Annotated in this window: 8 protein-coding genes, 4 tRNA genes and 3 rRNA genes; 1 reads left to right on the top strand and 14 read right to left on the bottom strand. The window is 46.6% G+C overall.

What is annotated here, in order from left to right:
- Positions 1 to 69: 69 nt before the first annotated feature.
- From DBT50_RS00275 to DBT50_RS00220, 12 genes are all read right to left on the bottom strand, one after another.
- Positions 70 to 372: a GNAT family N-acetyltransferase gene (locus tag DBT50_RS00275; protein ID WP_111852700.1), complete on the bottom strand. Its 303-nt coding sequence runs from the start codon at positions 370 to 372 to the stop codon at positions 70 to 72.
- A 78-nt stretch (positions 373 to 450) separates the two neighbouring features.
- Positions 451 to 1,356, bottom strand: a complete 906-nt coding sequence (locus tag DBT50_RS00270) for a LysR family transcriptional regulator (protein WP_111852699.1) — start codon at positions 1,354 to 1,356, stop codon at positions 451 to 453.
- A gap of 27 nt (positions 1,357 to 1,383) precedes the next feature.
- Positions 1,384 to 2,478, bottom strand: coding sequence for an aminotransferase class V-fold PLP-dependent enzyme (locus DBT50_RS00265; RefSeq protein WP_111821692.1), 1,095 nt, complete (start codon positions 2,476 to 2,478; stop codon positions 1,384 to 1,386).
- A 196-nt stretch (positions 2,479 to 2,674) separates the two neighbouring features.
- Positions 2,675 to 2,747: transfer RNA gene (locus DBT50_RS00260), tRNA-Thr, on the bottom strand.
- Between the two features lie 21 nt (positions 2,748 to 2,768).
- Positions 2,769 to 2,842: transfer RNA gene (locus DBT50_RS00255), tRNA-Asn, on the bottom strand.
- A gap of 13 nt (positions 2,843 to 2,855) precedes the next feature.
- Positions 2,856 to 2,971, bottom strand: a 5S ribosomal RNA gene (rrf, locus tag DBT50_RS00250).
- Positions 2,972 to 3,046: 75 nt separating this feature from the next.
- Positions 3,047 to 5,950, bottom strand: a 23S ribosomal RNA gene (locus tag DBT50_RS00245).
- Between the two features lie 167 nt (positions 5,951 to 6,117).
- A tRNA-Ala gene (locus DBT50_RS00240) sits at positions 6,118 to 6,190 on the bottom strand.
- Positions 6,191 to 6,224: 34 nt separating this feature from the next.
- Positions 6,225 to 6,298: transfer RNA gene (locus tag DBT50_RS00235), tRNA-Ile, on the bottom strand.
- Positions 6,299 to 6,380: 82 nt separating this feature from the next.
- Positions 6,381 to 7,928 (bottom strand): 16S ribosomal RNA (locus DBT50_RS00230).
- Together the 16S, 23S and 5S rRNA genes with 4 tRNA genes alongside form the textbook arrangement of a ribosomal RNA operon.
- Before the next feature lie 419 nt (positions 7,929 to 8,347).
- Entirely contained in the window at positions 8,348 to 9,184 is an 837-nt protein-coding gene (locus DBT50_RS00225) for an immunity protein Imm33 domain-containing protein (RefSeq protein WP_181566131.1), read from the bottom strand.
- Positions 9,185 to 9,344: 160 nt separating this feature from the next.
- Positions 9,345 to 10,064 carry a CPBP family intramembrane glutamic endopeptidase gene (locus tag DBT50_RS00220; RefSeq protein ID WP_181566130.1) on the bottom strand — a complete coding sequence of 240 codons (720 nt, stop codon included), beginning with the start codon at positions 10,062 to 10,064 and terminating at the stop codon, positions 9,345 to 9,347.
- Between the two features lie 189 nt (positions 10,065 to 10,253).
- Here DBT50_RS00220 and DBT50_RS00215 point away from each other — a divergent pair, with 189 nt between their 5' ends.
- Complete coding sequence (locus DBT50_RS00215; RefSeq protein WP_064292231.1) at positions 10,254 to 11,465, top strand: amidohydrolase; 1,212 nt, start codon at positions 10,254 to 10,256, stop codon at positions 11,463 to 11,465.
- Positions 11,466 to 11,541: 76 nt separating this feature from the next.
- Here DBT50_RS00215 and DBT50_RS00210 read toward each other — a convergent pair whose 3' ends face one another.
- Both DBT50_RS00210 and DBT50_RS00205 read right to left on the bottom strand, forming a co-directional pair.
- On the bottom strand, positions 11,542 to 12,018 hold the full coding sequence (locus tag DBT50_RS00210; RefSeq protein WP_060777500.1) for a threonine/serine exporter family protein: 477 nt from the start codon (positions 12,016 to 12,018) through the stop codon (positions 11,542 to 11,544).
- On the bottom strand, positions 12,011 to 12,817 hold the full coding sequence (locus DBT50_RS00205) for a threonine/serine exporter family protein (protein WP_111852496.1): 807 nt from the start codon (positions 12,815 to 12,817) through the stop codon (positions 12,011 to 12,013). Before DBT50_RS00205 ends, DBT50_RS00210 begins: the two co-directional genes overlap by 8 nt.
- Positions 12,818 to 13,025: the final 208 nt, after the last annotated feature.

Genomic DNA, 13,025 nt, shown 5'->3' with positions numbered 1-13,025 from the left:
AGGTTACTATCCCTATTGTAGGCTCATTCTCATAAAGTGTAAAGAAAGTAGTGATTAATCCTAACTGAATTAGTCTTTATCTTGGCCTTGTTTTTGGTAGTTAATAAAGTCGTATTTTTGGGGTTGGCGTTTAAATTTTTCTACCACATAAGGACAGCTAGCTAAGATGTATTTACCTTCCTCTTTCATGTAGTCCACCAAGTGGTCGAGTAACTGACCAGCCACTCCCTTTCCTCTAAGAGAAGGATGGGTCCAAGTGTGGTCAGCAATCACAAATTGGTCTGCCGGACTCCACGTAATTTCGCCAATTCTTTGGCCATCTTCACCTTCAATAATAAAAGCATTACCGTCTTTTTTTATTTCGTAAGCCATAATTATTCCTCGTTTCCTAGTTCATTCATCTCGGCAAGTAAAATAAGTTCTTACTAGCCACTCACTAAGATCAGAATATCATGAATTCACCATATTTTCTAATAAGGCGATGTAGCGTTTAGCGAAAGGTGAAGTTTTCCGGTAGCGGGCTTCGATGTAACCAATTTTATTGGCCTTATCATCATGTCCTTCAATAGGAATAATGCGTTCTAAATCAGCGAAAGGTGAAGTCACTAGGCCAGACCCGATCAAATAAGCCTGGGTATTGGCTAAAACATTAATCACGGTTGCCCGGTCAGAAGCATAAACAACCTCTTGCCCTTCAAAATCAGGCTCCAGAGATTCTTCTGTAAATTGCATGGAAGAGCCCCGACTTTGCTCAAATTTAATCACGGGGTACTGGCTCAATTCTTCTAAAGATACCTGGTCACGGTCAGCCAAGGGATGCTTAGTCCCCACGAAAGCATGGGGGTAGAAATTCCCCAATTTATGAAAGACCAACTCATAGCGGTTAAGATATTGCTCGATGACTCGCTGGTTTTTATCATTCATGTATAAGAGCCCTAACTCAGAATAAGACCGTTTGACATCTTCTAAGACTTGGCTAGTTGAAGTTTCTAAAAAACGAAAATCCCAACCATTACCGCTCTCTTCAGCAATTAATTGACTAAATGCCTCACAAGCAAAGTCATAATGCTGACCTGAGACAGAAAACAAGCGCCGTTCATTATCTTCCAAATAGCGGTTCTCTAATGTTTCAACCTGTGAGAGAATATCCTCAGCGTAGGAAAGAAATTCGCTTCCTTCATTGGTAATGAATACTCCGCGCTTAGTACGCTCAAAAATTTGAATTTGGTACTCTTCCTCTAATTCCTTAATCGCGGTAGACAAACTAGATTGTGCCATATACAAGCGGCGGCTAGCTTCACGAAAGGAACCACTGTTGGCAACTACCACGGCATATTTTAATTTTTGAAAATTCATATGGATTCCTCTTTTATCAATAATTAATTAACGTATCTGATCAAATGCATTCCTTAGGTCCTTGACTAAGTCTTGGCCATTTTCAATGCCGACTGACAAGCGGACAATCCCATCGTTGAGACCATATTTAAGCCGTAATTCTTCTGGAATATCGGCATGGGTCTGGGTTTTTGGATAAGTGACCAAACTCTCTACCCCACCCAAACTTTCTGCGAAGGTAAATATTTTAACCGCATGTAACCAGTCATTGATTTTACTTTGGTCGGCCATTTCAAAGGTTACCATACCGCCTTTTCCTGTATAAAAGACTTGGGAAACTAATGACTCAGTTTTTAGGTAGTCAACAATGGCTTGGGCATTAGACTGGTGTTGGTTCATCCGTAAGGCCAAAGTTTTGAGCCCACGAATGGTTAACCAACAATCGATTGGACCTAAAGTTGCCCCTGTAGTATTTAACTGGAAGGCTAGGGCTTCACCAATGGCTTCGCCCCTACAGGCTACCAAGCCAGCTAAAACATCATTATGCCCGGCGAGATACTTGGTGGCCGAATGAACCACAACATCTGCCCCCTGGCGAAGAGGTTGCTGTAAGACGGGGGTATAGAAGGTGTTATCAACAACAACCAAGGCCCCCACGGCATGCGCCTTATCAGCGATAGCTTGGATATCGAATTCCGTCATCATTGGATTGGTTGGCGTTTCAATGAAGACTAATTTAACATCATCATTTAAGGCCTGGTCAATTTCTTCTGCGCTTAGACAGTAAGTAAAGCGATATTGACCCCGTTCTTCTACGGCATGGAAGTAGCGGTAGGTGCCCCCATATAAGTCTTGCAAGGTGACGACATGGTCGCCAGCTTCTAAAAGCCCTTCAATGACTAGTTGGATGGCTGCCATCCCTGAGCTCGTGGCAAAACCATAGTCGCCCGCTTCTAAATTTTTAATCCCCTCTTGTAGGATATTTCGAGTCGGGTTGGCTGTCCGAGAATAATCGAATCCAGTGGACTCGCCCAAACCAGGGTGAGCGTAGGCAGTACTTAAATAAATTGGTGTGTTAACGGCTCCAGTACGTTGATCGCTGCGGTTACCAAGCTGAGCAAGGTAGGTTTCAATATGTTCCATATATACAGACTCCTTCACATCTTTCCTATCATCATACCATGCTAGAGACGGTTTTTGCCTAAGAATAACAGAACACAGCTGTTCGCCATAAGCGATCATATCTAATTACTCAATTTACTCAATAAAAAAAGAGAATGTCAACGATAACATTCTCCCTTACTGAGTTATTTAAAACGATTATGAAAGCAATAAAAAAAGCTACTGACGGGATTCGAACCCGTGACCTCCGCCTTACCAAGGCGACGCTCTACCAACTGAGCTACAGCAGCAAAAATATTCCTAAAAAATAACTCCGCAAGTAGGACTCGAACCTACGACATCTTGATTAACAGTCAAGCGCTACTACCAACTGAGCTATTGCGGAATAAAATAAGATTGCACGGCAACGTCCTAGTCTCACAGGGGGCAACCCCCAACTACATTCGGCGCTAAGAAGCTTAACTGCTGTGTTCGGGATGGATACAGGTGGGTCCTTCTTGCCATCGTCACCGTACAATTTATTTTTTGAGCTTGTTCGCTCAAAACTGAATCTATCATGCCTTCCTTAAACCTCATACAACCTTATCCTTTGGATAAGTCCTCGACCGATTAGTATTTGTCCGCTCCACTTATTGCTAAGCTTCCACTCCAAACCTATCAACCTGATCGTCTTTCAGGGGTCTTACTACTTTCAAAGTATGGGAAATCTCATCTTGAGGGGGGCTTCACGCTTAGATGCTTTCAGCGCTTATCCCGTCCACACATAGCTACCCAGCCATGCTCCTGGTGGAACAACTGGTACACCAGCGGTGTGTCCATCCCGGTCCTCTCGTACTAAGGACAGCTCCTCTCAAATTTCCAACGCCCGCGACGGATAGGGACCGAACTGTCTCACGACGTTCTGAACCCAGCTCGCGTACCGCTTTAATGGGCGAACAGCCCAACCCTTGGGACCGACTTCAGCCCCAGGATGCGATGAGCCGACATCGAGGTGCCAAACCTCCCCGTCGATGTGAACTCTTGGGGGAGATAAGCCTGTTATCCCCAGGGTAGCTTTTATCCGTTGAGCGATGGCCCTTCCATGCGGAACCACCGGATCACTAAGCCCGACTTTCGTCCCTGCTCGACTTGTAGGTCTCGCAGTCAAGCTCCCTTCTGCCTTTACACTCTGCGAATGATTTCCAACCATTCTGAGGGAACCTTTGGGCGCCTCCGTTACACTTTAGGAGGCGACCGCCCCAGTCAAACTGCCTGACTGACACTGTCTCCCGACCAGCTAATGGTCGCGGGTTAGAATGGTCATCCCACAAGGGTAGTATCCCACCAGTGCCTCCATCGAGACTAGCGTCCCGACTTCGATGGCTCCTACCTATCCTGTACATGTGGCACAAACATTCAATATCAACCTACAGTAAAGCTCCATGGGGTCTTTCCGTCCTGTCGCGGGTAACCAGCATCTTCACTGGTACTACAATTTCACCGAGCCTCTCGTTGAGACAGTGCCCAAATCGTTACGCCTTTCGTGCGGGTCAGAACTTACCTGACAAGGAATTTCGCTACCTTAGGACCGTTATAGTTACGGCCGCCGTTTACTGGGGCTTCAATTCAGAGCTTCGCTTATGCTAACCCTTCCTCTTAACCTTCCAGCACCGGGCAGGCGTCAGCCTCTATACATCATCTTTCGATTTGGCAGAGACCTATGTTTTTGATAAACAGTCGCTTGGGCCTATTCACTGCGGCTGACCTTGCGGTCAGCACCCCTTCTCCCGAAGTTACGGGGTCATTTTGCCGAGTTCCTTAACGAGAGTTCGCTCGCTCACCTTAGTGTTCTCCACTCGACTACCTGTGTCGGTTTGCGGTACGGGTTGTTTGATTCTCACTAGAAACTTTTCTTGACAGCGTGACGTCGGCGGCTTCGGTACTAAACTTCCCTCCCCGTCACAACTCATGAAGTCTGAGGCAAGCCTTTCACTCACCTTCTCACTCATTGCTTGGACGCGTTTTTCCATCTCCGCGCTCCGCTTAGCCTTCTGTGTCCTTCCATCGCTCAAACAAATCAAACAAGTACAGGAATCTCAACCTGTTGTCCATCGCCTATCCCTTTCGGTCTCGGCTTAGGTCCCGACTAACCCTGGGAGGACGAGCCTTCCCCAGGAAACCTTAGTCATTCGGTGGACGGGATTCTCACCCGTCTTTCGCTACTCATACCGGCATTCTCACTTCTATACGCTCCACATGTCCTCACGATCATGCTTCTCTGCCTATAGAACGCTCTCCTACCATCCTACGGATCCACAGCTTCGGTGTTCAGTTTAGCCCCGGTACATTTTCGGCGCAGGGTCACTCGACTAGTGAGCTATTACGCACTCTTTCAATGATGGCTGCTTCTAAGCCAACATCCTAGTTGTCTAAGCAACCCCACATCCTTTTCCACTTAACTGAAACTTTGGGACCTTAGCTGGTGGTCTGGGCTCTTTCCCTTTCGACTACGGATCTTATCACTCGCAGTCTGACTCCCGGACTAAACTATTTGGCATTCGGAGTTTATCAGATGTCGGTAATCCAGGATGGACCCCTCGATCAAACAGTGCTCTACCTCCAATAGTCATCATCCGAGGCTAGCCCTAAAGCTATTTCGGAGAGAACCAGCTATCTCCAAGTTCGATTGGAATTTCACCGCTACCCACACCTCATCCCCGCCTTTTTCAACAGACGTGGGTTCGGCCCTCCAGTGTGTTTTACCACACCTTCAGCCTGGACATGAGTAGATCACTTGGTTTCGGGTCGACGACAACAAACTCAACGCCCTCTTCAGACTCGCTTTCGCTGTGGCTCCGCTTCTTCAGCTTAACCTTGCTTGCTATCGTCACTCGCCGGTCCGTTCTACAAAAAGTACGCCATCACCCCTTAACGGGCTCTGACTGCTTGTAGGCATACGGTTTCAGGTACTCTTTCACTCCCCTTCCGGGGTGCTTTTCACCTTTCCCTCACGGTACTGGTTCACTATCGGTCACTAGGGAGTATTTAGGCTTGCCAGATGGTCCTGGCGGATTCCGACGGAATTTCACGTGTACCGCCGTACTCAGGATACTGAATGAGGTGGCTGAGCTTTCGCCTACGGGATTGTCACCCTCTCTGATCGCCCTTTCCATGGCGTTCGACTAGCTCATTCACTCCCGTCCATCAGTCCTACAACCCCAGCATGCAAGCACACTGGTTTGGCCTCTTTCCGTTTCGCTCGCCGCTACTCGGGAAATCGATTTTTCTTTCTCTTCCTGTGGCTACTGAGATGTTTCAGTTCACCACGTCTACCTTCCACTCAGCTATGTGTTCACTGAGTGGACCATTGTCGATGAAAACAATGAGGTTCCCCCATTCGGAAATCTCCGGATCAAAGCTTACTTACAGCTCCCCGAAGCATATCGGTGTTCGTCCCGTCCTTCATCGGCTCCTAGTGCCAAGGCATTCACCGTACGCCCTTATTCACTTAACCACCGGTTAAGTTGTATGATGCGAAAAGTTTTAAAACTCTTTCTTTTTCGGTTTTTACGCTTGGTAAAATTGGTTTATTGACATTTCTATCTCGCAAAAAATAGAAATGCGGAATGTTATGATAGTATTCAGTTTTCAAAGAACAAATCTGCAACGTTTCCGTTGCAATGGAGGATAGCGGGATCGAACCGCTGACCTCCTGCTTGCAAAGCAGGCGCTCTCCCAGCTGAGCTAATCCCCCGGGTATGAGTTATGGTCATATAATAAACATGTAATGGGCCTGAATGGACTCGAACCATCGACCTCACCCTTATCAGGGGTGCGCTCTAACCAGCTGAGCTACAGGCCCGGTTAAATCCATCAACCATGTGGATAGACCTCTCAAAACTAAACAAAGAAGATTCAAATATGTATTCCGAATATATCCTTAGAAAGGAGGTGATCCAGCCGCAGGTTCACCTACGGCTACCTTGTTACGACTTCACCCCAATCATCTGTCCCACCTTCGGCGGCTGGCTCCAAAGGTTACCTCACCGACTTCAGGTGTTACAAACTCTCGTGGTGTGACGGGCGGTGTGTACAAGACCCGGGAACGTATTCACCGCGGCGTGCTGATCCGCGATTACTAGCGATTCCGGCTTCATGTAGTCGAGTTGCAGACTACAATCCGAACTGAGAATGGCTTTAAGAGATTCGCTTGCTTTCACAAGGTCGCTGCTCGTTGTACCATCCATTGTAGCACGTGTGTAGCCCAAGTCATAAGGGGCATGATGATTTGACGTCATCCCCGCCTTCCTCCGGTTTGTCACCGGCAGTCTCGCTAGAGTGCCCAACTGAATGCTGGCAACTAACAATAAGGGTTGCGCTCGTTGCGGGACTTAACCCAACATCTCACGACACGAGCTGACGACAACCATGCACCACCTGTCACTTTGTCCCCGAAGGGAAAGCTCTATCTCTAGAGTGGTCAAAGGATGTCAAGACTTGGTAAGGTTCTTCGCGTTGCTTCGAATTAAACCACATGCTCCACCGCTTGTGCGGGTCCCCGTCAATTCCTTTGAGTTTCAGCCTTGCGGCCGTACTCCCCAGGCGGAGTGCTTAATGCGTTAACTCCGGCACTGAAGGGTGGAAACCCTCCAACACCTAGCACTCATCGTTTACGGCGTGGACTACCAGGGTATCTAATCCTGTTTGCTACCCACGCTTTCGGGCCTCAGCGTCAGTGACAGACCAGAAAGTCGCCTTCGCCACTGGTGTTCTTCCATATATCTACGCATTCCACCGCTACACATGGAGTTCCACTTTCCTCTTCTGTACTCAAGTTCCCCAGTTTCCAATGCACTTCCACGGTTAAGCCGTGGGCTTTCACATCAGACTTAAGAAACCGCCTGCGCCCCCTTTACGCCCAATAAATCCGGACAACGCTTGCCACCTACGTATTACCGCGGCTGCTGGCACGTAGTTAGCCGTGGCTTTCTGGTAAGATACCGTCAAGACTGGAGCAGTTACTCTCCAATTTGTTCTTCTCTTACAACAGAGCTTTACGATCCGAAAACCTTCTTCACTCACGCGGCGTTGCTCCGTCAGGCTTGCGCCCATTGCGGAAGATTCCCTACTGCTGCCTCCCGTAGGAGTTTGGGCCGTGTCTCAGTCCCAATGTGGCCGATTACCCTCTCAGGTCGGCTATGCATCATTGCCTTGGTAGGCCGTTACCCCACCAACGAGCTAATGCACCGCAAGGCCATCGATAAGTGACAGCAAAGCCGTCTTTCCAAACACCACCATGAGGTGGTGTTTCCTATGCGGTATTAGCACCCGTTTCCGGATGTTGTCCCCCGCTTATCGGTAGGTTCCTTACGTGTTACTCACCCGTCCGCCGCTAACGTCAGAAGTGCAAGCACTTCGTCGGTTCGCTCGACTTGCATGTATTAGGCACGCCGCCAGCGTTCGTCCTGAGCCAGGATCAAACTCTCATGAAAGAATCATGAGCGTTGATAGCTCATTTGTTTGCTGACTAGTTATAGTCTGGTCTAGACTTATTGTTTGAATTGTTGGTTCATCAACAAAATGTTGATGCCCTACACATTTGGTTCGTCTTCTTTGTTCAGTTTTCAAAGGTCTATAATTTATAACTGCTGTCCTTTTGACAACTATTATATAGTATCACATGATGATGTTGATGTCAACATGTTTTTTAAATATTTTTTTGAAGCACTTGGCTTACAACTAATATTCGCGTTGCTTTTTAAAAGAAACAACTCAATTAGTATATCTTGTTTTCATCGGGATGTCAACAAGTTTTTTAATCTTTTTTGCCTTTGCCCTAGAAGTTGTATTTCCTGGAAGAAAGGCACGAGTAAAATACTATCACAGCTTATGAGGTTTGACAAGAGCTTTTTTAATCTTTTATATAATGAGTTCGCATGCCCTGGTATTCTCCTTGGATGCGCTGCTTTTGATTAGCTTGATACCAGAGGCGCATCTGCTCCCCATAAAGGTGAATTTGTTGGGCAACAAGAGAACTTTTGCGGTCGCTTAGAAATTGTAAGACGACCTGCTTGCCCTTTTCTAAAGGATATGAAAAGCGAGTAAAGAGGGCATTGGCGATCACATTATTGACATTATCCTGCCAATGGTCAGCAGGACTAGCCCCATCATTAATATGTAGGAAACCCAAGGACAGGCCAGCAAGTAAATAGTAGTCCAAGTCATTATCTAAAGTATCTGTTTGGCCCAAACAAAGATTAAAGAAAGTAACAAGTTCACCATTTAAGTGGTTGAGCTGGGCCAGTTCTTCCTGAGATAATTGATAGGACCAGCTTAATCCGGTCTTATCCCCCTGGTAGGATTGGACAAAGGAAGGAAAGTGACGTTTGAAGACCGGGTCCTCGATCGGATAATCTGCGTTAGCTGGAATAGGACGTACCCTCTCATAGCTATCATTGTAGACAAAGTGAGGCGGGTTGGTCTTATTGGAGAATTGCATATCAGCTCCCAGGGGATAGCGATAAATAAAAGCAATAGCTGGCTCAAGGGCTAGGACTTGTTCATAGCTGACTAACTTGGCCTGGGAATGCTTAAGAGAAGTGGTGGTATCTGCCTGGCTTAAAAAACGCCAGCCGCTATCATTTGTTAATGCGGGGGCTTCTCGCCAGGCCCACAACAGCGGGGCCTTTCTTTGAAAGAAATTGGTGGACACCAGCGATAGCTTGCCTTCTGGTAGCCATTCATTCATATCACATTCGCTCCTTGTACTCTTTATGCCTAAGCTCATTCCTGCATCCATTAAAAAACATTTTCCCTAGCCCGTCAATAGGTAGTCCGCAACCAAGTCTCCCTCTATATAGTAAGAACCGGCCAAAAGCCGGTTTTCCCCTCAATTCATTCGCAAATAACTAGGACAGGTACATCGGGATCGTCGCAATAAAGTTATTGATAAAGTGAACCGTCATTGCGGCTTCAATCCGCCCGGTCCGGTAATAAGTCCAAGCCAGTGCCATCCCCATAGCATAGTAACCCAGCCAATGAATCCAAAGATTTGATGCGTGGAGGGTAGCAAAGAAAGCGGCCGCTAAAACCATCCCCAAGAAGGGGTGCTTAGGCACAAAGTAACGCATGATTAGGCCCCGGGTCAGAATCTCTTCACTAATCGCCGGTAGGATACAGAAGCAAAGGAAGATCTTCCAATTGGGCATCTGGTTAGCCGAGTTCATCAAAATGGTCTGGTTCACTGAATCAACCTGTTCAGGATAGAGCCATTGGGTCAAGCCTCCAATCAACCATTGAAAGGCAAAGATTAAGACCACTCCAATTAAGACGTCAAAGAAAAACTTACTGGTCACTTTCTGCCGGCTAAAGAACTTGAGTCCACAAGCACTCAATCCCCATATAAAGAGAGCAATCCAGATGATATCTAAGATAATATAGATTGTGGGATAGGAATTTAACAAGAGCAGGACATCCATAGCTGAGTCAATATTTTGCTCGGAGCCTAGAAAGAATAAGGTTAGGCCCTGGATGATGGTTTCACCAACAAAATAAGCGATAATACTAAAAATAACCAGCCATTTACGGGACTTTCCTGGGTAGGGGTCTTGATACCAAGTCTCATTCATCATAACCATCCTTTACTTGGCCACGGGGCCGTTTTTTGATTGTTTTTTACTACATGATTATTTTATCAAGGTCTAAGAGGCTTGGCTATCTGGGACCCTTATAACCAAACTTATTTGTCTTTATTTAACAAAGCACCTATAATAAGTTTATCTTAACATAAGATAACAAATTACCAAGGAGGAAAAAATATGAGTCAATTGTTAGATACACTCTATGAAAAACTAGAGGAAAAGAATGACCGTATGATTGAAATTCGTCGTGAACTTCACGAACATGCGGAAAAATCTTTTGAAGAGGAATGGACTTCAGATTATATTGCTGACTTCTATAAAGATCTAGATTGTCAGGTTGAACGTAATGTCGGTAATGGTTATGGAATCGTGGTAACAATTGATTCAGGCAAGGAAGGCAAGACCGTAGCCCTACGCGCCGACTTCGACGCCCTACCTATTAAAGAAGACACTGGCCTTGACTTCGCTTCAAAAACCGATGCCATGCATGCCTGCGGACATGACGGTCATACGGCTTATTTATTGATCCTCGCTGAGACCTTCATCGAATTAAAAGACCTCTGGCAAGGAAAGATTGTCATCCTACACCAAAACGCTGAAGAAGAAGGCCCTGGTGGTGCGAAATCCATGGTGGAAGCTGGCTGTTTAGACGGGGTAGATAATGTCTTCGGTATGCACGTGATGAGTAACATGCCTGTAGGTGGTATCTACTATAAAGAAGGTAATGCCCAAACTGGTCGCGATAACTTCTTCCTTACCATTAAAGGGGAAGGTGGACACGCTTCCTCACCACATACTTCTAACGACGCCATCGTTGCCGGTGCTTATTTCGTTACCCAAGTACAAAGCATCGTCTCCCGCCGCCTCAATCCTTTCGATGTGGGGTCCATTACCATCGGAAACTTCGACGCTGCCGGTGCCGCTAATGCCATCAACGGCCAAGTCAAAATCTCTGGCGACGTCCGTTCCATGTCACCGGAAGTCGGCGAAACCATTGAAAAAGAAATCAAGGCTAAGGTGAAAGGCTTAGAAGCCAGCTTTGGTGTCACTGTCGAACTCGAATACCTCAAAGGTTATCCAGTACTCTACAATGACCCTGAAGTGACTGAATTTGCTGTGAAAGCCCTAGAAGATAACAAGTATCCTGAATTGAAGAAAGTGGAAGCTACCCAACCACAACCACCTTCCGAAGACTTCGCCTTCTATGCGAAAGAGGTCCCAAGTGCTTTCTTATGGGTTGGCTGTGCAAGTGATGACCAAGATGCTCATCCCGCTTACCCTCACCATCATCCAAAATTCTTCATGGATGAAGGCGCCCTTATCGTTGCTGCTAAAGGGATGGCTACCATCGTTTCCAGCTATATCGAAAACGACGGCATAAAAGCCTAACCAAAATTAATCCATAATAAAAAGGTCAGCTAAGACCCTGAAGAGGTCTCGAGCTGGCCTTTTTATCTGTCTATTATTACTTAAATTTCATCCGTCGATTACGGCGAATAAATTTAGGCAGGTGTTGGTTGAAGATGATAGATACCAGGGTATCAGTAGTAAAAACAGCTAGGGCAATGGCCAGGGCAATAAAGAGCGTGGTCGATAATTCCGACAGCCCCCGCGACATGTCCCCTTGGAAGAGGAAGAAGGCGGTCCGGTACATGCCACCCCCAGGCACCAAGGTAAAGAAACCCGGGATAAAGAAGACCGTCACCGGTTCATGGAAGAGGCGGGCAAACCAGTGAGACATCCCAGCAATCAAAAGGCCGGCAATATAGGTGGCTAAAACCGTCCCTATATTGAAGAAGTCCAGGCACAATAAATACAAGGCCCAGCCGGCAGTATCAATAATTGAGGTTTTTAAAATCATCTTACGGGGCTCTTCGACAGAAATGGAGCAAGAAATACCGACAAAATAAGCAGCAATCAGTTGGATAAGATAGTTAGACATGTGATAACCCCCCTAAAATCGCTAAGCCGACCACGGAACCAATAGCAATCATCAAGGCTTCAAAGAAGGCCTCCATGGCCCGGGCCGACCCCGCAATATAGTCTTCCCGGAAAATATCCCGCAAGGAGTTCGTAATCGCCGTCCCCGGCACCATGGGCATAAGGGTAGCCACAATAACGGTGGCCACATTCATTTCTGGGAAGAGATGGAAGAGCATTAAATAAGCCGCCAAAGTGACTACCAAGGACTGGATCACATTGGAGAGGGCGTGGTTGATGTAATACTTATCAGTTAGGATGGTCATTAAGGAGAGGATCACTCCATTTATTCCGGAAGCAATAAATTCTACCAGCCCACCTTCAAATAAAACCGAAAAACTTAAAGCTAAGCCAATAATTCCCAAGGAAGATACCCAAGTTGAATATTGATTGGAGGCTTGGCGGATGATCGTGAGCTCTTGGTAGGCTTCATCCATGCTGATCTTGCCACCAAGCAAGGCCCGGGAAACGGTATTCACCTTGGAGATCTTATTGAGGTTATTGGACCGGGAAGTAATCCGCTTGATCCCAGCAAAGCCCCCGCTGGCATAATTAGGGTCATCTAGAATGGCATAAATACTGGTAGAGAATGAGACCGCAACGGCATAGGAGGCCTTGGAATAGGTCAAAATCCGGTTCATGGTATCCTCCACCCGGTAAGACTCTGCATTACTCTCGCACATGATCTGCCCCGCTAAGAGAGCAGTTTCTAGAATCTTCTTTTGCATCGTTGGTGTTTGCTTAGTGGTTCTTTCTTGCAATTGTGCACCCCTTTTCTAACTTTTCCCATCGATTGTAACATATCTAGGAAAAGATAGGAGAAATTAGCCCCCGAAATCTCCACCCACTCGCCAATCTAGCGGCTAGTGACCACCAATGCAGTAAAAAGAGGCCATGATCCCAGTCATAGCCTCGGTAATACTTCTGATATTATACTTTTTTATTAAGACACTTTTTCTAAACCTAGAG

Origin of the sequence: Aerococcus tenax (assembly GCF_003286645.3) — a bacterium.
GTDB classification, from domain to species: Bacteria; Bacillota; Bacilli; order Lactobacillales; family Aerococcaceae; genus Aerococcus; species Aerococcus tenax.
This window is presented reverse-complemented; position numbering and strand designations above follow the sequence as displayed.